This window comes from Acrocarpospora macrocephala, assembly GCF_009687865.1.
Classification (GTDB): Bacteria; Actinomycetota; Actinomycetes; order Streptosporangiales; family Streptosporangiaceae; genus Acrocarpospora; species Acrocarpospora macrocephala.
This window is the reverse complement of sequence record NZ_BLAE01000007.1, coordinates 34904-59166: the sequence shown is the minus strand read 5'-3', so window position 1 is coordinate 59166 and position 24263 is coordinate 34904. Positions and strand designations below refer to the sequence as shown.

The window sequence follows — 24263 nt, the reverse complement described above, 5'->3', positions numbered from 1 at the left end:
CTACCGCCCTTTCAGACCGAACTGTTCACGCAGCAGCGCCACGTCGAGCTTGAGATTGCGCCCGTTGTCGACGACCGCCAGAACAGGGTAGTTGTCGAGGTTGAAGATGCGCTGGAGTGTCGCAGCAAACCCGGCGGCCCGCACGACAGGTTCACCGGCCCGCTCCGCGGCGACCGGCAACGGCAGCACTCCTCCGGACTCGAGCAGCGCCACAAGCACAGCCTCGATCTTTGCGGCCGGGACTCTACGTGGCATCAGCCGCTGCTGGGCCTGGAACAGCTCGGTCCCGAGCAGTTCGGCCACGAGCGCCGTCTCTGGCGCGTGCGGCGCCTCGGGGGATGCGATCGCGACGTCGAAGAGGCCCGGCCGTTCCTGCTGGTCCTGTTTCACGTTCTTGCGCGACCTGGTGCGCGCAGGAGTCTGTACGGCGGGTGCCCCTGGCCCGGAGGCGTCGAGTGACCACCACGAAGGGCTTTGGTCGGGCAGCGGGCGCCACCCGGTGGGGGCGGAGGCTCCGAGCGGCAGGAACGCAAGCAGCGGGATCGTCACCTCGGCCAGCGACGCGCCGCCGTGATAGCCGGCCTTCTTGTCGGTGTAACGGACATACGGGTCCCACAACGCGAGGATCCGGCCGTCTGCGGCGGCCACCCGGGACCCGGCCAGCTCCACCTCGCCCGCATCGACCGGTTTGCCGACACTGCGGTGCCTGGCCGACCTGACGCCATCCGCACGGCGCAGCTCGCTGCCACGTTCCAGGACGTGGCCGTGGTCGCTCGTAATGATGACTGCGCGGCCCTGGTAGCGGGCGTAATCGAGCAACGTCTGCATTCCGGCGATGTCGGATACGCGCCACGGGACATCGGCGCGGCCCTTGGCGAGGCTGTCGTCGATCGTGTTGAGGACGACGGCCACCGCGGTGGCATCGTCATTCAGGGCCTGGACCAGGTCGTCGCCAAGGGCCTCGCCAGCATCCCCCGGGAGGCCGCCCTTGTGGAAGAGCCGAGCTTTCCTGCCCTTCCAGAATGCGTGCTTCTCGAAGGCGGCGCGCTCATCGTCGGGGCCACCGGTGGTGATGCGAGCAGCGAACAGGCTAGCCCGCGACACCTGGGTTAGGGTGGGCAGGGCGGCGACCACGGCCCGGCGCCGCGGCTCCTCGTCAGGACCTCCGACCGGGTCGTACTCCTCCCACCGCTCGGTGCGCAGTTCCTCGCCGAGTGTGGTGGCCACGGCCGTGCTCATCCCATCCAGCACCAGGAGCACGACCGGACGTCGGTGGCCGTTCCCACCCGCAACCACGGGAGCAACGACGCGTGACAGCACGGTCTCGACGGTGAGAATCGGACCAGGATCGGCCCCTGCCTTCGTTGAGGCGGCGAGCCTACCGGCGAACTCCTCGTCCAGCGCCCGTCTACGGTCCCGGACCAGCCTATACAGGTCCCTATAGGCCGTCTGCAGCGTCCTGTCGACCTCCTCGCCCGCCCAAATGTCGTCCCGGGCACGATCGACCCAGCCCCACTCGCCTATCTGCGCCTGTATGGCCGCGCCCACACCGGAGGCGGTGGCATTCGGGGTGGCAAGCCACTGGACCAGGCGCTGTGCCATCTCCGCCCGGCGTACCCGGTGGGCATGCATGTCGGCCAGCTTGTGTTCGCGCAGGTCGGCTACCGCGTTGGCGAGTTCCCCCACAGCGTGGTGATCATGGATGGACACCGTCAGCGACTGAGCGACCGCCTCGATGCGGGCGTCGAGGCTGGAGCGCAGCAGCAGACTGTGCTGAGCCGCTGCCTCGGCGCCGAACTGGGCGATCAGCTCTTCGGCGCGGTCGAGCACGGCGTGGGCGTGCCGTCCGGCGTTCTCGTCGCGCCGATCGGCCAGCATCCACCCGGTGAGCTGTTCGGCGGCTGCCGCGAACTCCCGGACGGCCTGGTCGGTCACCTTGATCTCACCGGGCCTGGCCATGGCGATGTAGGAGAGAACACCCCCCTGCGCGCGTTGGGAGGCGCTGCCTGCCTGTGGATGCCAAAGCGCGGCGCAGACCAGACCGAGGGCCAAGGCATCCAGCGCATGGCCCGATTCGACGAGTGGGAACAGCACGTCTGCGGTTCCCCCGGCACACTCGCGGAGCCAGTCGACGAGGCCGGCGCGTTCGGCATCACGGAGCATCCGGAACGCCTCGACCTGTTCGCGATCCCGGCTCCACAGCAGCAGCGTGCCAGCGTCCAGGTTCTCGGGGTCGACGCCGATCCTGTCCAGGCCGAGGCGGCGGGCTGCCAGCGACCTCATCGCGGTGTCCCGGGTGAGTAGCGGCCCGGCCAGCCGTGGCCAGCCGCCCGGCGGCATGGCGTCGACCAGCGCTTCCCCGGCCCAGCTGTCAGCGGCGAGGCGCGGGTCGAGGTGCTGGGCACCGAAACTCTCCTCGATCAACCGCCAGGGCTCCACCACGAAGACCTGATGCCGGATGACCCTGCTGAGCAGGCCTGGACCGAGGTCGCTCTCCTCTGCGCCGGTGAGCACCACCAGAACGGCGTCGTCGTCGCTCTCCGCGTGCTCGGTGACCTGCTCCAGTACGGCGAGCGGCGATACGCAGGCGACGACCCTGATTCGTCGGCCAGCGACGGTCATCGTCCCGAACCCGTTACCCAGCGGCTGGGCCCGGATGAGCAGTGCCTTCTCCTCTCGCCCGGCGTACTTTCGCAGCAGCCGGGTCACCTCCTGCTCCAGTGCTGCCGAAGTGACGGGTAGCAGGCGGCCAATCGCGGGTGAGATCATGGCTGCTCGATCACCCGCCAGGAGATCTCGACGGTTGCGTCCGGGTGCGCCGCCGCGACGATCTCATCAGCGAGGGCCGTCAGGTCTGCGACCCGGACCGTCCGAGTGGACGCACCGGCGGCGGGAGCAACTGGCGGCACCACCGGGTCCGTCGCACCGGTGGTCCCGGGGGTGGGTGACGGCTGAACGGGCGGGTTCGGCTGCGGACCCGGAACAACCGGTGACGGGCCCGGCGGCACTACGGGAGGCCGCGCTGTCGCTGTCCGGATCAGCGCGGCTGCCGCCGTCGCTGCCCTCTCCAGCGCCGGGCCCAGTCCGATGGTGAGCTCATCGGCGACCGCTGTCTGCCGGAGGTCGTTCAGAATCCGCTGAGCTTCCTGGTCGTACGGCTCAGGCAGCGAGGCGATGATCTCGAAGTTCTCCCACGGCGCGTTCTTCAGCGCGGCCGAGACCGCCTGCGCGCTTTTGATGCTCTTGCCGGTCCGCTGCGCGGGTCCGCCAAGCTCGGCTTCGGCGAGCTGAGCGATGATGTCCAGTTGCCCGTGGCGCGATCCCAGCCCGTCGAGCAGGTCAGCCGCGCATCTGGATGTGTGCAGCCGGCCCTGCCTCGCCTCCAGGTCGAGTCCCAGCATCCCCGTGTGGGCCTCCAACCGCGCGACGAGCTGGTGCGCGGCGTCGCGGTAGGTGCGGGAGTCGTTTGAGAGCTGCCGTGCGAAGATCACGGCCAGCCGGGTCCTACGGATGGCGGGAGGATTGTGCCCGAACACCTCCATGGCGCGAAGACGGGCTGTCTCCCAGGTCTGCTCGTCGGGGAGCTGCTGCTCGCGCAGCGCCATCTCGTCCTTGATCTGGTTCAGCTCCGGTGTCCTCGCCTCGACGTTGCCTCGGTAGACGAAGGCACGGTCCGTCTGCTCCGCGAAGCAGGCGATGATGAGGTGGGCTACCAGCTTCTCCAGGCCTCGCGCCTCGGGGAGGTCGATCCAGTCGAGCAGCTTGGCCAGGCGCATGTCGCCGGTTACGCCCTCCTTGGCCGCCTGCTGCTGGAAGTGCTGGCGCCAGTACGACCCGAGGACGAACTTCGCCTCATGCATCTCACCGATGAGCAGGGGGTTGGCGATCCGGCGCATAGTCGCGCGATGTGACTTGTCGACCTCCACCGGGTCGCTGGGCTTCTCGGTCGCCTGACGTACGTAGTCCAGAACCAGGCGGGCGTCGGCGAGCCTGACGGTCGTGCCGATGCGATCGGGGTCGAAGTCGGGATGCGCGGGATACTGCACCGTCAGCATTTGATCGGCAAGCGACCTCATCGCCTCAGACAGCGCAGCGCCAGAGGCCAGCCTGGGTCGCAACCCGCTATTCAGGGAGAACAGATGGTCGTCGAACCCGGTGACGACGTCTCCGGGCTGCTTGGTAATCAGGCCGTACGCCTGGCGGAATGTCTCGGTCAGCTTGCCCTGCAGGGTGTTCCGCTGGTCCGTCAAAGTCTGGCGAGCCCGATGCCGATCGGTCGGGTTCAGATGGCCCGCGTGCTCCTCGAAACGCTGCCCCGAGAGCACGTAGTCAAGGACGACGAACTTGCCCAGATCCTTCATCCGTTCCGGAGACAGCGACGCCGGGATCCAGCAGAGCGTCCAATCGCGAACCGCCATGTTCTGCAGCCGATTACGGTCATCGGCGGGCGTGTAGTCGTCAAGGTCGAAGGGATAGTCGACAATCACGCGCCACGAGGTGGGATCGGCGGGGTGGAAGACGTCGTCCCGCAGGTCATGCGCATCGCGGATGTTGCCGAAGATGACCTCCACTGAACGCTTGCCCCCGCGCCAGGTGAGATCGAACCGGTCCCCGTTGTACTGCCCGGTCTCGGTGACACCGAGCTCGGTGTAGAGCAGCTTCTTGATGAGGTTCTTCCTTGCGCCGTCGGTGTTGGCGAACCGGGCCGTCGACAGGACCGACTCGACATCGACTCCGACGAGCTCCAGACCCACGCCGGGGTCATCACCTCCGGCGAACTTGATCTCGGTGAACTGACCCGCCCAATCCTCGACCTTCCTCGACACCTGCGTGACCTCAGTGCCGGGGATCGGGCTCATCACACTGCCGTGGTTGAGCGCCGACAGGCGGCTGGCGGTTAGGTTGTGCAGGGCGGGCACCGTAGGCGCAAGGGCCGACAGCAGCAGAGTCTTCATCAGCCGATCGTCACCGCTGAACGCCCGGACCTTCCCAGCCGTCTGCGCGTCGGCAATGTCCCCGCGGTCCCCTCGCTGCGCCCGGGCGATGTCATCCTCGGTGAGGCCGTACCTGTCGAGCAAGTACGGACGCAGCTTCACCTCATAAAGCTTCTGCGCGGCCTCGAACTCCACCTTAAGCTTCTGGGTGAACGGCTCGTCACCACCCTCGGTAATCACATCGTAGAGGTCACCGAGCGGGATGAGCTGGCCGAGCCAGAGCTCGTCACGGCGGCGGATCAGCAGGCGGCGCATGAGCTTCAATGCCGTACGCGACCGCTGCAACGCCGCCGACAGGTGGACCAGCGTGTCCATGAAGGACGGGCTGAACGGGTAGGTCTTGCGGAACGCCTCGATGTCGGCCCCGGTGCCGCCTCCCACGCCGAGCAGGGTGTCCCGAACCTGCTGGCGCAGGCCTGTGGTCTGGTCGAAGGCCCGCGCGATGGCGGCTTCCGACTCCACCATCGGCTCCCTGCGCTTGAGCACCCGCTCCCGGGCGATCACTGGCAAGTTCCGGTCTTCCAGCGTGATGGTCTCGAACCGGGCCTTTGCCAGGTCGAGGGTGTCCAGGATGCTCAGCTCGGTGGTGCCGGTCACCTGCTCGCCGAGCGCTTCCCGTAGATCGCGCTGGCGAGCGATGAAGCTCACCACCGGCGCAGGCCGGTCCGGGTCACCTCCCTCCACGAAGTTCGTGATCTTCTGCATCTCGCGGCTGACGAATTGCGCGTCCCCCGCCGAGTTGATGAGCCACAGCACCAGCTCGTCAAGGAACAGGATGAGGCTGTCGTAGCCTAGTTCCTTGGCGTGGCGGCTGATCTCCTTTAGCCCCGCATCCAGTGACACGAACGCCTCGGCGTCCTCCTTTGCGTCGCGGAAGAAGCCCCCGCCCCAGCTCAGCAGCAGGTCGTTGACGAGCCGCCGGCGCAGCTCGTCGTCGTACGCGGCGGCGAAGGCGGCGTCGAGCTTCTCCGACGTCCAGAAGGCCGAGCTGTCCCCCCACTCATCTTCGTCTTCCCCTCCCGGCAGCCCGTCGATGAAACCCTTATCGCCGACCCGTTCCCTGGTGAAGCGCCCTTGGTCGAGAAGGGCGTCAGTGCGGTGCACCGCCGGAATCGAGGTATCCGGGTGCAGCACCCTCACGTAGTCGATGTAGCGGCCGAACACCCGCTGCTCCAGAGACTTCGCACCGAGAAGGTGGAACGGCACCAGCAGGAACTTCTTGCCGTCCATCCAGTCGTGCCTGGCAAGCAGCGGAGCGAACTCTGGTCGCTCCCTGGCGACCTTCTCTTTGCGCAGCAGAGCGTGCAGCACCGCCATGAAGTGCGACTTACCCGAACCGAAGGAGCCGTGCAGGTACGCGGCCTTCGACGCCTGACCGGTCACCGCGCTCTTGATCAACCCGAGCGCCTGGTCGTAGTTGTCCACCAGCGAATCGGTGATCACGTATTCGCGCAGCGTCTCCTCAGCCCGGTTGACCCCGCTGGCCAATTCGAGGACGAGATCACTGTCGGTCATCGCCTCAGGGATGTCGATGAATTCCCTGAGCAGCGGCTGCTGAATCGGCGTAGACATCGCGCTCCTTACTTCCTGCGGCCGCGGCCAGTGGCGGGCGGCCGCCAGCGGGCGAGATCGTCGTCGGTGAGGTTCAGGTGGCTCGCCATCTGGTCGAGGAAACCCGCATAGATCTCAGCCGGGCTGGCACCATAAGTGGCGTCGAACTCTCCATGCCACTGCCGCACCCACGGCAGCACCTCACGCAGGCCAGCCAGCAGCGGCGTCAGCCGATCGGCACCCCAGCCGTCGCCCTGTTCCCGTTCCACGATCAGTGTGGCAAGGGCCTGTGCCTGCTCACGGTGGTCGAAGCCCGCCCAGCCGAGCAGCAGAGCCCCATCCTTCGTGGACGATGCGCCGTCCCGACCCGCGTATGGGTAGGAGATGAACCGCTCCTTCGGCACGTCCAGCTTGCCGCGATTACTCCAGTACGAGGTCTTGAGGAAGTCACCCGAACTGTACTTGGGCGGTACGGGAATCGCATCCCGGATCTTCTTCTTCGTATCCTCTGACTCGGCGGCGTCCTCGGTACGTTGCCGATCCCACACGTACTCCCAGTCGGCGCGCTTCTCCAGGCCGGAGTCCTTGTAGCGGAGCGCGGCCAGGTACGGCACGTGCTCGTCGGCCACAAGCTCAGAGACGACCACCTCTATGTCCTTGCCCGAGTAGAGTCTGGCCACGGACAGCACGTCGGCATCCCGCCGCAGCGCGTCGGCGAGCTGCGCAGTGGTCAACAGTCGCGGCTGCTCCATCCCATCCACATGGTGGAACCAGAGCTCGCGCGCCTCGAACCGGTCCAGCAGCCACTCCCGCAGCGCCCGCTCCTGCATCGCGTCGAAACCCTCGGTCGCCCAGCGCCGCTTGCACTCCGGCCGCTCGATCAGAGCGATGTTCCGATCCGACTCGATCATCGCGATCCGCCTTTCCACCACCTCGGTGTACTCGGCGGGCCAGTGGTCCGGCAGATCGAGGAGTGGCTTGGCGTTGTGATGGCTGAACCATTTTGTGGTGAGTTCACCAGCCGCCATCTTGCGGGCGAGCACGATATCAAAAGCCCGCTCTCCGAGGTTCAGTTCCGGTACGGAGAGCGCCGGAGCTGTCAGTTCCTCATCGAGGAGTCCGTAGAGCGAGTAAACCTCCCAGTCCAGCTCCTCCTGCGCCGCGATCATCTGACCGCGTGCGGAGTGCCATTCCACTCGTGCCCTCGCCAGCGCCTCACGAGTCGGTACGGCTTCCGCCACCACGATCGAGGGGTTGACCGATGCCAGCTTTTGCGCCAGCGCATTAAGCTCGCGCCCCCGCTCCAACGGAAGATTTCCCGGTAACGGGAACTCCTGCAGCTTCGTTCCCGTGAACTCCCAATTCCACGACCAGGGTTGATCAGGCATTCCGCTCGAGGCCGTGGCGTTGCCCTTACTGTGACTCACCTGCTTGAGCCAGAAGCACGCCGCAGAGCTATTGAGAACCCCCAACAACTCCAGGTGCTCATCCTCCGTCGCCCCCTCCGGCAATTTGATCACCGGCGCGGACTGCTTGAAGACCTTCCCACCCCGATCCAGCACGAAGTGATTATGCGTCGCAACAAACGCAAACGCAATCGACAGTGGCGTCCGATACGCGGAGGCGGTGTGCTGCATGTATTCCCACCACTGCAGTCCTGCGGCCGCCATATTGCCCTGAAAAGTGCGCCGCTCCTCCAACGAACGACGCCAAGGCCAAAGCTCAGTAGCGAGATCACCATCGGAAAGCGCTTCTTCGTAGGGGTACCAAATAGCCTGCTCTGGTCTGGAATCCCAATCTCGAACCACTTCGCCTTGCATCAGCGGCTTGAGTGCCTCGCGCGCGGCAATGACCCTAAGAGTGGGGCGGAAAGGTCGTATGAAAGCCTCGTCGGCACCGGCACGTATGGCCCGCCCGATAGGCTTCTGCACACGGCTATCCATCTTCTGGGCAGCCTTTTCGACTATCTGGACGAGATCGCTTGCGCCGCCGCCAGTGAGGGTCCATGGATGTGTCCCGAGTTGCTCGCGTTCGAGATCAACTACCGAGACCCAGTTGCTTTCAGAGCCAGGTAGGTCAATTTGGCTCACAATGGCCTGCCATACTATTCCTCTGCCGGGGTCCTCTGGAGTATTAGGTTCCCCGCGGACGCCCATGACCGTCCGGATGGTCTCAATTCGGGCTTTCCGGTAGCCCTTGTTACGACCGATCAGGATCACGGTTGGCGTGCTATGGCCGGGAATGTACGCACCCGAGGTGTCGATGACATGCGTCAATTCGATCTCATCCCGGAAGAACTGCTGAATGATCTTCCTGCCGAACTCACGCTTCGTGAAGGAGTTCGCAGTGATCTGGCCAACATAGCCAGAACCACGCCCATCAGCGCCACCTGTACGAGCAAGTTGGAAGAACCGCTGGGCGAAGGGCACTGATAGCGCATACGTACCTGCGCAAGCGTCATATAGATCGCGGTAGAGCCGGTTAAGCTTTTTGTCCTTGACAGTGATGTACGGGGGATTTCCGACAACCACGTGGTAGCGACCCTCGTCGAGGATGCCGGGAAAATTGTCGCGATCCTCAATGGCGTATTGAAAATCCGCGAGTGCCTCGTCCTTGTCGATGCCGGTAATCGCGCGCTGCGGGTGCCTGATGAGGGCATCGCCGATGGCAATGTTGAGGTTCCCCAGGTCATGCTTTTCCAGATCTACGAGCGAGGTGAAGCCGGCGGCCCTGAGCGCGGCGATAAGCAGCCGGAAACGGGCGATCGCGACCGCGAAGGGGTTGAGGTCTACGCCGTGTACCGCGCCTAGCGCCAGCCGTACCCGCTCTCGCTGATCGCGGTTGGGCGCGTGCCGGACCCACTCCTTCAGCAGTTGATGGAACGCACCCAGCAGGAAATGCCCGGACCCGCAGGTGGGGTCGATCATTTTTACGACGTCGTGGCCGAACTCGGCGATGGCGGGCGTCAGCGTGCGATTGAGGATGAACTCCTGGACGAACTGGGGCGTCTGCAGCAGCGCGAAATTCTTCCTCGCAGCCTCGGACAGGTCCTGGTAGAGGTCCCCGAGAAAGCGGGTATCCCAGTCCTTCGAGTCGAAGGAGTGGACCAGCACGCCGGACTTGCCGCGCCGCTGCCAGAACGCGATCAGGCTCTTGGCCGCGTCGTGGGAGATTGGGATCTGGTAGAGGGGGTTGTGCTTCTCGTCGAAGAGTAGGCCGCCGGCCCGCGAGCGACCGATCTCGGCGAAGGCGGCTAGCAGCCAGCCTCGGTCGGTTTCGGCAGGGTTGGTGCGGAAGAACTCCTCCTGAGCCTCCTCCGCGAGGAGCAGCGCGTCATGCGAGGGCCCAGCGATGTACGGTTGCGCGAGCAGCGCATTGTCCTCGCAGAATCGGACGAACACCGTGCCCAGCACCCAAGCGGCGGCAGCCTGGGTGACCCGCTCGTCGCGCCAGGCCGCCCAGGTGGCGGCGGTCCGGCCGAGCTTGAACGCCCGCTCATACTCCCCGCAGAGCCGGGCACGGACATCGGCGACCGACTCGGCCTGCTCGCGCAGGTCGTCTTCCAGCGACTTCACCTGCTTGACGAGGTCGTCCTTGAGTGCCCTGGAAACGATCACGACGCCTTGGCTCCGCTTCTGTGTTGGTTGGCCACCCATGCGTCGGGCAGCACGATCCATTCGTTGGGCAGTTGGGCGGGCACGAGCATCCCGTCCAGGCGGGGCTGCTGCCCCGGGTTGTTCATGGGGCAGAGCAGCCAGACCGACGTGCCGCCCTGCCGGGCACCTGCGGCGAGGCTGAAGAGCATGTCCCCGGCGTCGTAACGGGCCAGCGGGGCGGCGTCGTAAACGAGCAGCGGCCCCGCGGGCTGCTGTCCGGTCCCCTCTTCCACCAGCGCGGTGAGACGATTAGCGACGAGCTGCCATGCCTGGCCGGTGTACTCCCTGAGCTTGAACGCCGCCTTGCTCTCCGGGGCGGCGACATCGGCGTCGAGGATCGTCTCCCAGGTAGGTTTCTTGCCTGGCGTGACCTGCTCGTGCATGGCGTGCAGGAAAAGTTTCGCCAGGTTGACTGGGTGGGCGCCGAAGCGGGAAATGAGTTCCCTGCGTGCCCTTCCGTACAGGCTCAACTGCACAGTGAGCGCGCGGAAGCCGCCTGCGGACAGTGCCACCTCCGCCGAGGCTCGGAGGCGTTCCTCGGTGCGCAGTGCCTCGGCGAGTTCAGGGGTCTCTGCGTTCCAGCGGCTTGAGCTGGTGCGGGTCGCGCGGCGGGTGAGCGGCCTGCCAGTTGATGACTCTGCGGCCTGGGGGGAAACGTAGCGGTCGGCCCGCCAGCGGACGTCGAACCCCGAGTCGCGCAGCAGCGCGTCCAGCTTTGGGTGGTTCGGCAGGGGTTCCAGCGCGGGGAAGCGGGCGCGGACTTTCTCGTGAATCTGCTCGGGGGTGAGCCCGATCGACCTACCCTCCCGTATCCCTGTAGGCACGACACCGGCCTGAGTCAGGCGCAGCGCCCGGACTGGGGACAGGTCACGTGGGTAGATTTCCAGCCGGGCGGTTGCCGCCGCCCGGTCGGAGGAGGCCGCTGCGAGGAAGACCAGCCGCCGGTCATCGCGGATAGCTTCGACCCCAGGGACCTTCACCGCGCGAAGTTCGCGCAGCACGGTGGCCGCAGTGGGCAGTACCTCCAGGGCCGCCAGCCTGTCCGCGGCCTTACCCAGTGCGTCGGCGTAGTCGAGCAGCGCGGGACCTGCGGGCGTGTCGGGCGCGTCGGTCTCGGTTGCCTCCAATGCCACCATAATCCGGTCGCCATGCCTGCGGGTGAGGAGCCGCGGCTCGCCTTGCACCGGGTCGATCTCGACGGCGGCCCGGACAGCGGCCATGGCGATCGCCCGGCGCAATGTGCTGCCGGTGCGAGCTGAGCCGCGCCGACCAAGGATCGACTCGGCCAACTCAACCGCTCCCATGACGCGGCCGCTCCCAGCTAGCAGCGTGATCACTTCGTCGAGGACGCTGCGAACCAGCGGCTCGTCTCGCCAGCGTGCGCGCTGCTTCACCATGATCTGGGCGATGCGGCCCGAAGTGACCTGGGGCTGCAGTTCCATCGCCACTTGCGGCTGCTGCGGCCACTGCTGGAGCGGTGACGGCTCTCCCGCCGAGTTCGGAAGGCCCAGGAGGAGCCGGGTCGCATCTACCTCGGTGGCGTTGCGCCCGTTCGCCTGAAGGTCCGGGACGAGCAGGGAGGCGATGATGTCGAGCCCGACCCGACTAAATGCCTGGGCCTCCTCTCCGGTGTCTGCGGTGGTGTGCGTGGTCTCGGCCCTGGCCGCCTTCTTCTCGGTGGTCGCCAGAGGCGAGATCTCGTTCTCTCCCAGGCGCGCCCGCCAGTCGCGGATCCGCCGCTGGAGCTCCTGCCGGGTCTTCGCGCCCAAGCCGGGCAGGTTGAACAGCGCCTTTGACGGCAGGTCGAGCAGATCCCCGACCGTGGTCGCCTCCAGCCGCCCTGCCGCCGACACGGCCCGCTGGGTCAATCCCGCGACATCCAGCACGGTCGCCCGCGTTGCAGTCCTTGCCGCCTTGTCCCGGGCCTTCTGCGGGGCGTCGTACTCCGCGGGAAAGGTGCCACTGCCCGCGATGTCAACCGGTTGATCGGAACCGACGGGAGGGGCGTCGTCGGAGCGCTGGAAGACGATCCGCCAGGCGCTCATCATCTCCTTGAGCGTGTCGAACCGCTTCCTGGCGTCCCGGTGTAAAGCCCGCTGGAAGAAGTCCACGAGCCCGTCGCGGATCGCAGGGTCGAACGCCTCCACCGCAAGGGTGGGAGATCCCTCGGTGAACCGCGGCTCGGTCTTGCCGTCCCCCCATTCGGGCAGTTCGCCCGATGCCATCTCATGCAGGGTGACGGCGACGGCGTACCGCTCGGCATGCGCGTCGTAGACCTGGCGCGAGGCCGTACCTAGGAAGGGGTCCAGATATCCCGGAGTGCCCGCCTGGATGTCTTTCACCGAGATACCGGCCAGGCTAAAGTCGAACAGGACCAGCTGGCGAGTGCGGTTGGGCCGGATCCGGATGGCGATGTTGTCGGGCTTGATGTCTCGGTGGGTGACGCCCTCGCCTTCCAGGAAATCCACCGCGCCGAATAGGTACTCGCTGAAGACCTCCAACTCGTCGGGGCTGAGCCGCCCGTCCTCGCGGATCTTGCGGGCGACGGTGTGCTCCCCGGCGTGGTCGAGCACGATGAAGGTCCGCCCGCCTATACGCAACGGTTCCTCGCGCGCCAGCCGGATCACTCGCGAGTCGCTGCCGAGGCGGCTCAGCACCGAAGTCTCGTGCTCCAGCCGTGACGCCTTCTCGTCCGACAGGGCGACCTTCAGCACTTCCTTACGGCCGGACGTGAGGTTCTCGGCCAGGAATGCGCGTGATGTCGAGCCGGTGCCGAGGCGCTTCTCGATCCGCCACCTGCCGTCCACGACGTCCCCGGGGCGGGCGTCGAGCGCGTCGGGCTCCTCGGTCTCGGGTACGGCTTCGTCCTCAGCGTGCGCGCTCTCCGGCGCGGTCGCCTCGTCCTCGACACACTCCAGCATTTCGAGGAACTCGGCCACAGTGGCCAGGCGCTGGGTCGGCACTGGGGCCGTAGCCGCCTGGACCATCTCGTCCATGAACTCCGTGATCGAATCGGCAACCGTGGAAGGGCGCAGCCCGTTCTCCTTGGAGAGCCGGGTGAACAACTCGGTGCGCGTGTCGGCCGGGGGCTGACCCGTCAGCAGCAGGTAAGACAGCGCACCAAGGCCGAACACATCCATGGCCACTGGGTCGGGGTTGGGCGCAGAAAGCTCCGGTGCCAGGTAGGCCTGGGCCGAGGCCTCGATGTGCTCACCGGCATGGCTGGTCATCGAACTCAGCAACATCGCCCCACCCGACCCGCCCGCAGAGTCGGCTCCCCTGGTCGCGGTCTGCCAGTCGCTGATCTGCAACTGCGGCCGGAGCCATCCGGCTTCACGACCGCCGCCCAGGGCGACCAGCGTGCTCCGTGCCGACAGCGCCCGATGGTAAAGGTGCCTCCGGTGGGCGAAGGAGACAGCCTCGGCAAGCTGCCGGATCATGCCCAGCCGCGCGTCCAGCTCGAGGCTCTCGCCATATTGAGCTAGAAAGTGGTCGAGCCGCATCACCTTCGGATGATGCCGGAAAACCAGCGCGGGGCCAGCCTCGTGCGACTCCATCGTGTCAACCTGGACGATGCCGGGATGGCTGATCCCGTGTAGAACGAGCATCTCCCGCCGGGCGGCCCGCTCGATGCTCGCGCGCATGGCCTGATCGGCGTTGCGCTCCACCAGGTAGATACGGATGCGCCGCTTCTCCGCCTTAAGTTGGGAGTGCTCGGCGTGATGGTCCTGCCAGGTCGGCCCGACGTCGAACGGACGGGCCTCCAACTGCCACGACCCAACCTGCAGATGCCGCCTGCTGCGGGCGATCCCCACATCCTCCAACAGCATCGTCAGCTGCCGCGACAGGGTCGGCGTCAAGCGCCTCCGATCGTCCTGCGGCGGCCTGCGGAGCAGGTCCTCCCATATCTCGGGAAGATCCTCCTGCCTCTCGGTTCCGTAGATGCCGTGCAGGTGGTGATCGGGCAGCTGGATCTGAAGGGACGGGACCGAGAGGAAGACGGCGACTTGGATGAACGGGATGTGCTCGCGCACCCCCCTCTTGGTGGCCACCCGCTGAAGAAGCGTCTTGAGCTGCTTGGCCTTGGAATCGGCCAGGTGCAGGGGGTTGTCGAAGATGCGCGTGCCTGCCCCCGACGGACTCTGCTGAATCCAGTTGGAGCCGCTCGCGGTCAGCTGGCCGTGCAGGCTCTTGATCTCGATGAGGTAGAGACCGCTCGGTGCCGCGACCAGCAGGTCGACCTCGCGAACGTGTCCGGTATCGGCCGTGAAGGTGAAGTTCGACCAGGCGCGGTACGGCTCCGCCTCTGGGAGCCTGCGGCGGACATATTCCAGAGCATCACGCTCGTGCTGGAACTGGGAAGGCGTGACCGTGATCCAGCGGCCCTCGTCCATACCTCCTAGCCCTCCCGCCAAGATCAATCAATGCAGCGTCAGACAGAATAGGTAGAAATAGGTGCGCGCAGATAGGAATGTGCCCTTCTTGTAGTCATTTGTCGAGCGCCAAGTAAATACCGAATCCTCATAAATCGGTCATACGAAACAAAACAGACAAGGCACCTGCTCGCATGGAACGAGCCCAGGCCCACCGAGCGGTCTGAGCAACGCGCAAACCCAACCGGCGCCACAGTGCTGCGGCTCCAGCAGGCGCAGAAATATTCGGCAGAAGCCGTTCTTGCAGTCACCAACTCGGAGGAAAGCGTCGCGGCGCGCAGCTGGCCGGGGGTGTCGGTGATGGGTGCTGCGCTTGCGGCCAGCGTTCGGCTTTCCCGCAGCGATGCCCTGGGTGGCTGCGGGTGCGGTGGCCGAGGTCTTGACGAACGGCGTTGATCACGCAGGCCGTCAGTTCGAGAGGACAGGCTTCGGCTGTGCGACTGATCGGCGGGATAGGCCGACGAGCTGGTCGAATATGCCATCGCGCTGCCAGTGGGCGAAAAAGCTGCACACGGCGTCCCAGGGCGGGTACTCGTGGGGAGGTAGCAGCAGGCTATGCCGATGAGGATGTCGTCCAGGATGCGGCGCAGGTCGTGCTCGAGCGGGTGCCCGATGTCCAAAGCCGTCGCCACAGCGCTGGTCACGCGCCAGACGGTCAGTATGGGTTCGATGAGCTTCCAGCGAGCGTCGGACAAGTCCCTAGGGTGAATTCGCTGGCCAGCCATGCATCCGGCATACCGCACAACGCCCCGACTGCCCAGTGACTGATGTCACTACTCCTCGCCATTTAGGGCGTGCTGGCGTGTTTCGGGATGAGACAGGATTTTTTGGGATAAAATCGGCGGTTTGGGATTCGGTTGAGGCTGCAGAGGTTCCTATGTCCATCAAAGACGGGCAGCCGGGCGGAGCACATAAGGACACGAATTGCGCGATACGGCCTAAAAATGAATCTAACGCCTCAAATCGAAGTGTTTGGATACGGTCTGACCATCAAAGTGGGCCTGCCGGGTGAACGTGGCGAGATGGCGCGTGATCGCCTCTCCTCTCTGATCTGACCGACGCTCAGTGTGCGCTGATCGAGCCGCTGTCAACTGCCAACCGAGGCCGACGGTCGCGACCCCGGTGCCGAAACAGGAGCGCCCCGCGATTCCCTGCCCGAGGGCGAACCGAGCCGTACATTCCCGCTCGATAGCCTCAGCGACGGCGGCCCGCAGTCAGTAGTGGTGCTCGCTTGGCTTCGCCGATGGGGCGTTCCGTAATTGAGATCGGCGGGTTCTGGGTTCGGGTGGGCCAGGTGAGGGCTTGCATCGATGATGACGCTATGACGAGCTGGCTCGGCGAACCGAACGGGCAAGGCGAGTCCGACGGTCCGGGTGGGAACGATGGGCTGGTGTCGGTGCGACTGGTGCACGGCCCGCTGCTGGCCTTGAGCCGTCGCTCAACTAAGCGGGCGCTCAGAGCGGCGATTCCAAGATCCAGGTCGATGTGGCGGCTGGCCGGAAGGAGCGCTTCGATCTTCTCCAGGAGCGCTGTGTCGATGTCGGGTAGGGCGGCCAGGCGGGCCAGGACCGTCCCGCCGGCGTGCAGGATCAACTCCGGGCGGGTTGTCAGGAGTGGGGCCAACTGGGTGGCGGCGATGTGGGGCCAGCGGTGGGCGGTCTCGATCAGCACGCTCAGCGCGCCCCGCGCCCACGAAGGTGAGTCCTGACCGACCGGGGAGGACAGGAGCGAGGTGGCCGCCCAAGAGTCCACCGCCTCGCGGTCTGCACCCGGGTCGGAGTTGCCGGGAGTGGTCAAGGCCAGGAAGTCCTCGGCGAGTCGATCGGGATACAACGGCTCCAGCACCGTGGATCCATCCACCGGCGGGTAGCAACGCCGATGGTCATCCAGGACCTCGCTTGCATGCTCGGGCAGCGCGGCCACTTGGGTACGGGCCAGCACCGCAACCCCGCCATCGTGTGGGAGCGGCCCGGCCAGGATGGCCAGCCACACCGCCCGCCCCATCACCTGCGGAGAAGTCGGCAGCCAATCCTCGGGGTGAAACCTGCCGTCATCTGCCCGATCAGCGGCGCAATCTGGGTCCCGCAATGGAGCCCAGCCCGGAAGCCGGGTGAAACCGCCACACCAACAGCACATCGCTCGGGATCGAGGTCGACCCGCAAGGGAGCCCAGCCCGGAGGCTGGGTGAAACTCAGGCCCCTGATATGTCAGCGATTCCCCGGGATCCCTGCAATGGAGCCCAGCCCAGAGGCCGGGATGAAACTTGCCGTAGACGCCGTTGTCGGCGCACCACCACTGGCCGCAATGGAGCCCAGCCCGGAGGCCGGATGAAACAAGCGTGTGGACGTCGTCGATGGGCGTGTAGGCGCAGTTCCCGCAATGGAGCCCAGCTCGGAGGCTGGGTTAAACCGCATCATGACCCGCCTGACATCGGCCGCGCTCGCGCCGCAATGGAGCCTAGCCCGGAGGCTGGGTGAAACCTCGGCGTCGTACCAGTAGGGATCGAGCGCACGCCCGCAATGGAGCCCGGCCAGAGGCTGGGTGAAACTGCCGACCTGCTTGATGCCCTTGGTCTGCCACGCCTCGCCGCAATGGAGCCCAGCCCGGAGGCCGGGTGAAGCTTCGGTTTCGCCGTTCTGTTGCAGCCAGTCCCGTACGCCGCAATGGAGCCCGACGGTAGAGCCGGGGTGAAACAGGGAACCGTCGCCGGTGCCGGGCGTGACGGGGTTGTCGCCGCAATGGAGCCTGGTGGTAGAGCCCGGGGGGTGTCCCTATGGGATTGGTCAAGTGGTCTGGCGCAACTGCTTAGCTGAAGTGCTGCGTGAGGTCGTCGAGGCAGGCGGCGAGGTCTTCTGAGTTGGCCAGGTCGTAATGGACGCTGGTGATGGTGCCGCTGGCAAGGTCGCCGAGGTCGAGTTCTGCTTCGCCGCTGGTCCAGATTGTGAGTTTGGTTGCTCGATGGGCATCCTCGCAGGTGACCCATGCTGCGGCCTTGTCGCGGGCCGGACCGATGGTGAGCTGCCATAGGACGCCGGCTGATTCCCAGCCCGGGGCGCGGTCATGGACGGCGGCGGCGAAGTCGGTCAGGTCGAAGTCGTTCACGGTGCTGATGATGTCCCATGCCTTTCTCACGCCGCGGCCCTGGCTGGTTGAGCGGTGGTTTTCCGGTTGGGCTGGTAGGGCTTCTGGTCACGGAGCATGGCGTAGATGACGTCGGATCGGCGGCGGGCCAGGCAGATGAGGGCGGCGTTGTGTTTCTTGCCCTCGGCGCGCTTCTTGTCGTAGTACTGCCTGCTCTCCGGGGCCGACAGAGAGGCGAATGCGGCCAGGCACATGGCGCGCTTGAGGGCCTTGTTGCCGCCCTTGGGCGGGTGTTCGCCCTTGATGGAGGAGCCGGAGCGTCGGGTGATGGGTGCCAGTCCGGCGTAGGCGGCCAGGTGCCCGGGGGTGGCGAACGCGGAGATGTCGCCGATCTCCAGCAGGATCCGGGGGAGGTCCTGATCCCGATCCCGGGCATGGTGATCAGGACCTTGGCGAGAGGGTGCGCATCGAGCATCTCCTCGACCTGGGCGGCTACCTGTTTGCGCTGGTCGTGCACGTTCCGCAGCGATCGAGCCAGGTGCGGGAGCACCAGCGAGGCGGAGGCGGTGCCCGGGACGACGACGGTCTGAGCCTGCAGCGCGGCCGTGATGTCGGTGGCGAGCCGCTCGGCCATGCGTGGGGCCAGGGGTTTGGCGACGGCCAAGAGTTGGTCGCGTCCGGCGGCTCGCAGGCCGTCCGGCCCGCCGTACTGGGCGAGCAGTTCGACGGTCGCCGGGTGGTGCAGGCGCGGGCCGATGGCTTTCTCCAGGGCGGGGTGGATGGTGACCAGCAGGCCGCGGATGCGGTTGGTCAGCCGGGTCGATTCTCCGGCCAGGTCGTCGTCGAATCCGACGAGAACCTCAAGCTCGGCAAGGGTTTCGTCGCCGGTGTCGACGCGGCGCAGGGCGTGCGGGAGGGTTCGGGCGGCGTCGGCGATGATGTAAGCGTCGCGGGCGTCGGTCTTGGCGTTGCCGGGGTGCACGTCGGCCAGTCGCCGCATGGTCAGCCCGGGCAGGTAGGCGACCTGGCAGCCGACGGCTCGGGCGACGGCCACGGGGAGTGCTCCGATGGAGGCGGGCTGGTCGACGACGACCAGGACCGGTCCGTGGCTGCTGAACTGGGTGAACAGGGTCCGCAGCCGGTGTTCGTCGTTGGGGAGTGGCTTGTCGTGGAGTTTCTTGCCCCGGGTGTTCAGGGCGCAGGCGTGGTGTTCGCCCTTGCCGACGTCTAAGCCGAGGAACACCGCGTATTCGATGCTCATGCCGTCCTCCTGCTGGGTGTTTGGACTGGTCACAGATCAGGCGACGGCGGCCGGCAGCCACGTTACGGCGAGACGATCTTCTTCGTCACAGACGGTGCCTTGTCCCTATCAGCGGTCCACCGACGCCACCCGGGCCCGGTGACAACACCCCCCGGATCATGGGTGCGACAGGGGGCTTGAGTCATGCCGGGCCGGGTGACCTGGCTCCCCACCTCACGGGTGGGGACGTGAAAAGGTAACGGGGACCTCCAGGCCGACAACGCGGCACTCAGGGCCGACGGCTGGCCGCGATGGAGCCCGCGGGTAGAGCCAAGGGTGAACAGCATCTTGTATAGCCCGCCCATGGTCTTCTGATAGCCGCAATGGAGCCCGGCCCGCAGGCCAGGGTGAAGCTCGTCCCCGGAGCCTTCCGCGCCTCCTACCCGATGCCGCCGCAATGGAGCCCGGCCCACAGGCCGGGGTGAAGCCGGGGGTCGGTCGCCCAGTTCAGGCTGTCCGGCGCGCCGCAATGGAGCCCGGCGATGAAGCCGGGTACAACGAGGTCGAGGATGCCGACAAGGCGGGCGGCCAGGACCGTGCCGCAATGGAGCCCGGCAGTAGAGCCGGGGTGAAACCTGCCCCCAGGCCTCCTTGGACTTGCCCGCAAGATCCCCGCAATGAAGCCCGGCCCCACAGGCCGGGGTGAAGTCCAACTTGTTCAGGATCGGCACAATAGACATGTCGTCGCCGCTATGGAACCCGGCCCACAGGCCGGGATGAGATGAAGCGACGATGCAAGGGCACGAGGCCCGCCGGTACTTCCTGCCGCAATGGAGCCCGGCCCGCAGACCGGGGTGAAGCACGCGACTTGGCAGCTGAATCCGGAAACTGGGAAGCGGCCGCAATGGAGCCGGCCCGGAAGCCGGGGTGAAGCCCTGTCCTGATCGCGGATCTGATAGAAAGCAAAATTGCCGCAATGGAGCCCGGCGGTGAAACCGGGATGCAACCACAGTCCCAGTTGCGCGGGATCACGAGCGGTGGCGGATCGCCGCAATGGAGCCCGGCGGTGAAGCCGGGTGCAACCCCTTCCTTGGGAGGAGGACATTCCTCCCCGAATCCTGCCGCAATGGAGCCCGGCGGTGAAGCCGGGTGCAACCCCTTCCTTGGGAGGAGGACATTCCTCCCCGAATCCCGCCGCAATGGAGCCCGGCGGTGAGGCCGGGTGCAACCCCTTCCTTGGGAGGAGGACATTCCTCCCCGAATCCTGCCGCAATGGAGCCCGGCGGTGAGGCCGGGTGCAACAGCAGCTGGCGGAACGCCGCCTCGAGCCTCTTGGAGCCGCAATGGGGCCCGGCGGTGAAGCCGGGGTGCAACTTGAAGACGTCGGGGCTGAAGTCGGCCTCGTCGTTGCCGCAATGGAGCCCGACCCGGAAGCCGGCGTGAAGCTCGCCGGTCTTGAAGACGTCGTAGAGCTCGGTCTTGGAGCCGCAATGGGGCCCGACCCGGAAGTCGGTGAAGCTCCCGACATGAAGCCGATCGTCATGTGGGTCGCCTGGCCGCAATGGAGCCCGGCCCGGAGGCCGGGTGAAGGTGGGCAGGGTCGCGCAGGTCGAAGGTCTGCCACTCGCCGCAATGGAGCCCGGCGGTGGAGCCGGGGTGAACTGGTCGGTCACCAGTAGACCTTCGTCGTCTCCGGGTTCCCGCAATGGAGCCCAGCTCGGAGGCCGGGTGAAACCCGACCTTTGGTAGGTGGCTGTAACAGTCCTGGTCGTGCCGCAATGGAGCCCAGCCCGGAGGCCGGGTGTAACCTGACGCGGATGATTCTCGACGCAGACCTGGCGGGCCGCAATGGAGCCCGGCCCGCAGGCCGGGATGAAGCCGTGATCCTTCGCGTTGGCGAAAACGACGTTGAACTTGCCGCAATGGAGCCCGGCCCGGAAGCCGGGGTGAAGCTAGAGGTCGGGCGTTTCGCGTGGTGCCCATCGCATGTGCCGCAATGAAGCCCGGCCCGTAGGCCGGGTGAAATTTGTCCGCCGAGATCCTCCCGGGGATCTTTCCGATGCCGCAATGGAGCCCGGCCCGGAAGCCGGGGTGAAGTCATACTCCACTCTCGCCAAGCTGGACGCATGCCCGCTGCCGCAATGGAGCCCGGCCCGAAGGCCGGGTGAAAGGCCGGGGCAGCTGCCGGTGGCGCGGCCACGAAAATGTCGCCGCAATGGAGCCCGGCCCGCAGACCGGGTGAAACACTGGGTGCGGGACGCCCTCGGGATCGTCGAGCCTGCGGCAATGAAGCCCGGCCCGCAAGCCGGGTGAAACTCGTAGGGGATGTAGGCCTCGTGCTAGTTCCCATGACGGCCGCAGTTGAGCCCGGCCCGCAGGCCGGGTGAAACGAGCAAACGCCTGATGCGCGCCACGATCACGCTGTCGCCGCAATGGAGCCCGACCCGGAAGCCGGGGTGAAGCTCCGGTGGGAGCGACGGCCGAGCGGTGCCATCCGAGGGCCGCAATGGAGCCCGGGCCCAGAGGGCCGGGTGAAACGCCGATCGGCGGACGCTTGCCGCGAGCGCGTTGGAGCCGTAATGGAGCCCCGCCCAGAGGGCCGGGTGAAGCCTGTGCGCTCCGTGCCGGTCGATGTCCTCAATATCGCCGCAATGGAGCCCGGCCCAGAGGGCCGGGTGAAACCAGGGTCCGGTTGCCGCCGCCGGGCCACCACACGAAGCCGCAATGGAAACCGGCCCGCAGACCGGGGTGAAGCACCCGCAGCTACCGCTTGAGGCCGATGTGGCCGGGGTGAAGCCAGAAGGCGCTGCGACCAGGACAGCGGTACGTGCTGGCGCCGCAATGGAGCCCGGCGATGCAGCCGGGGTGATACCGCGCGCGTACCCGGCGCCCTCCTGCAGAACCTGGTTACCGCAATGAAGCCCGGCCAGGAAGCCGAGGTGAAGCTGGACACACCCTGATGCGCCTCACGCCACGCTCCTGGCCGCAATGGAGCCCGGCCCGCAGGCCGTGGCGAAGCCCAGCCGCAACGGCGGGTCATCCTCTCGCGTGTACTTGCCGCAATGGAGCCCGACCCGGAAGCCGGGGTGAAGCTGGCGGGGGTCTGGTCGTAGTCGCCGTCCTGCTGGATGCTGCTAGCGGTCATCAGTTTCTCCTGATCCACGGACGGCGGGGTCTGGGTGCATGGTCACGTGACATGACGGCTGACGGCCATCTCACATCCCGGTACGTGGCCTCTCTCTACCGTGAGATGAGGGCCCACGACGACGATGGCGTGGGCCGACGAAGGAGGCACACGGCGCCGATCGCCCCAGCCATCACCGGTGCTCAACCACCGCAAGCGATCGTCACGGCCCTCATCAGCACGGCGCCGGGGTTTTGTCCCTCCAGGTGGGCGGCCATCAGAGTTGAACGCTGGCCCGGAATCTGGTGTCCGCCTGGCAGGACCCACGCGGCCGTGAGTCTGGGTTTCCTGATGACCGCTCTCAGGATGCCGCAATGGAGCCCGACTCGGAAGCCGGGGTGAAGCCACGGGTCCAGGCCGCGCTTTTGGCAAATATGGACGCCGCAATGGAGCCCGACTCGGAAGCCGGGGTGAAGCGCCTTCTTGCGGGGCAGGCCCTGAGCGGTGAGGTGGTCGCCGCAATGGAGCCCGACTCGGAAGCCGGGGTGAAGCGGTTCGCGAACTGGTCTGATAACGCTCAGCGTTCGCTTCAATGCGAATACCTTGTCCGTTTTGTTCCCGGGATTTCTTTTCCGTGCTTGGGAACCTCCCAGGGCACGGGTGTGCACTAGAGGTTCCGAACCAAGCGCAGCGGTCGCAGATAGTGCAGCGAGTTGAGGTTCACGCTGTTCAATTATCAAGAATCGTCACGGCGGTCAGCCGACCGGGTGGAAGAGCCCAAGCCCGAAGTGGGACAGGTGTCCCAGCGTGATGGGCCCTTGGACTGGTTGGGCGAACTGCAGTTCAAGGGCGTAGCTGGGAAGCGTGGCGGCGGGTCTTCTGTCGCGCCAGCGGCGGCGGATGAAGCCGACGAATCGGGGGTCGAATTGCTCTTCGGCCCTGACCTCGGGAACGTCGTTTCCTCGGTAGCTCAGTTCACGGACGACCTCATCGTGGAGGTATTCGGCGAGGGTTTGCCGGGGTTTGTGATGGCGAGAGGGCACGAAGGGTGTGATGGTCCTCCAGCGGCGTGCCGGGCTATTCCATTCAGGTGGCAGCAGGGTCTCGTCGCCGGATGCGGTGGGCAGCATGTGGAGATCGCGTGGCCCGGTGACGCCGTCCGGCACTCCGATGCTGCGCCTGGTGACGGTATCCAGCGCGTTGACTTCCTGCGCGGAAAGCCCCTCGGGCGTCCAGACGATGACTTCGTCGATGCGCCCATCACCGCTGCCGTCGTAGGGCAGGAAGTGGGCGTGGCGATGCCCGCCGGTCAGGGGCGTCCCGGCCGCGGTTTTGCCCGCGAGCAGGCTGTCGGTCGCTCCGACTTGGCGGGTGAGGACCTTGATGCAGGCGCCGCGCAGGGCGTCCATCAGCGGCACCGTGTGTGCCATGGGCGGTTGCACGATTCCGCTGATCGCCAGTCGGACCACGGTGGTCTTCTTCTTCGTACGCCGATGGGGGCGCTCCGCCCGGGACAGTGCCGGCACCGCGTAGGTGATCTTTCTGGTGCCGGGCGGGTAGAGCAGTTTGCCAGCGCGCACGTCGACTGGGCGCAGAACCAGCGCGTCCAAGTCGAGGGGCAGTTCGGGGCACAGGAGGTCCGCTCGCTCGTGACCATCACTGAGGGCGTCCAAATCGTCGAAGCCGATCGGCTCTGCTCGCTGATGTCCAGCCGCGTCCTGCGGCACCCGTTCCAATATCTGTGCTTCGCAGGTGGAGTCGGCCCGGCCGATGTAGGGGATCGATTTGGCCAATCGTGCCAGCGCGTCTGACTGCTCGGGTTCGAGGTCGACGGGCCACAGGGCGTAGATGGTCTGGTTGCCGTCGAGTACGGCGAAGGCGTCGACCGCCTTGTCGGTGCTGATCGACCCGCTGAGGTGCTTGCTGTCGGGGTAGTAGTGCCGGGTGTGGGCGATCCGGTAGGGCGGGATCAGGTAGGACGGCGGGACGGCGAGTCGGGCCAGCAGGTCGTGGACCACGCGGGCGTCCAGTTCGGGTGCCCGCAGTTGCCATACCGCGTACAGGGCGCGCAGCAGCCGCCACGGTGATGGCGGCAGCTCTACCGCTCCCTCGTTGACATACCGTCCCCAGGGGGTGGCGTGATATCTCCCCCAGGGGAAGTGCAGGGCCAGGACGACAGCCATG

Annotated in this window: 9 protein-coding genes and 1 pseudogene; 2 read left to right on the top strand and 8 right to left on the bottom strand. The window is 66.4% G+C overall.

What is annotated here, in order from left to right:
* From pglZ to Amac_RS06060, 7 genes and pseudogenes are all read right to left on the bottom strand, one after another.
* Positions 1-2769 (bottom strand): BREX-2 system phosphatase PglZ, encoded by a 2769-nt coding sequence (gene pglZ, locus Amac_RS06095; RefSeq protein WP_155353332.1) that lies wholly within the window; start codon positions 2767-2769, stop codon positions 1-3.
* The gene (locus Amac_RS06090; protein ID WP_155353331.1) at positions 2766-6566 is read right to left on the bottom strand and encodes a DUF6079 family protein; all 3801 of its coding nucleotides are present in this window, start codon (positions 6564-6566) and stop codon (positions 2766-2768) included. Before Amac_RS06090 ends, pglZ begins: the two co-directional genes overlap by 4 nt.
* 8 nt (positions 6567-6574) lie before the next feature.
* Positions 6575-10162, bottom strand: a complete 3588-nt coding sequence (pglX, locus tag Amac_RS06085; protein ID WP_155353330.1) for a BREX-2 system adenine-specific DNA-methyltransferase PglX — start codon at positions 10160-10162, stop codon at positions 6575-6577.
* Positions 10159-14595, bottom strand: a complete 4437-nt coding sequence (gene pglW, locus Amac_RS06080; RefSeq protein ID WP_155353329.1) for a BREX system serine/threonine kinase PglW — start codon at positions 14593-14595, stop codon at positions 10159-10161. The genes pglX and pglW overlap by 4 nt, the downstream gene beginning before the upstream one ends.
* Positions 14596-15828: 1233 nt before the next feature.
* Entirely contained in the window at positions 15829-16626 is a 798-nt protein-coding gene (locus Amac_RS06070) for a hypothetical protein (protein WP_170322347.1), read from the bottom strand.
* Positions 16627-17439: 813 nt separating this feature from the next.
* Positions 17440-17736 (bottom strand): immunity protein TriTu family protein, encoded by a 297-nt coding sequence (locus tag Amac_RS06065; RefSeq protein ID WP_155353327.1) that lies wholly within the window; start codon positions 17734-17736, stop codon positions 17440-17442.
* A gap of 26 nt (positions 17737-17762) precedes the next feature.
* Positions 17763-18976 (bottom strand): annotated as a pseudogene (locus tag Amac_RS06060) (IS110 family RNA-guided transposase).
* Between the two features lie 1796 nt (positions 18977-20772).
* Between Amac_RS06060 and Amac_RS58360 the strand changes: the two are divergent.
* Together Amac_RS58360 and Amac_RS06055 are read left to right on the top strand one after the other, a co-directional pair.
* Positions 20773-20955, top strand: coding sequence for a hypothetical protein (locus Amac_RS58360; protein WP_425544332.1), 183 nt, complete (start codon positions 20773-20775; stop codon positions 20953-20955).
* Positions 20956-22453: 1498 nt separating this feature from the next.
* Positions 22454-22750: a hypothetical protein gene (locus Amac_RS06055; RefSeq protein ID WP_155353326.1), complete on the top strand. Its 297-nt coding sequence runs from the start codon at positions 22454-22456 to the stop codon at positions 22748-22750.
* An 84-nt stretch (positions 22751-22834) separates the two neighbouring features.
* On the opposite strand, the gene csb2 is transcribed toward Amac_RS06055, so the two are convergent.
* Complete coding sequence (gene csb2, locus Amac_RS06050) at positions 22835-24262, bottom strand: type I-G CRISPR-associated protein Csb2 (protein WP_155353325.1); 1428 nt, start codon at positions 24260-24262, stop codon at positions 22835-22837.
* Between the last annotated feature and the right edge of the window lies 1 nt (position 24263).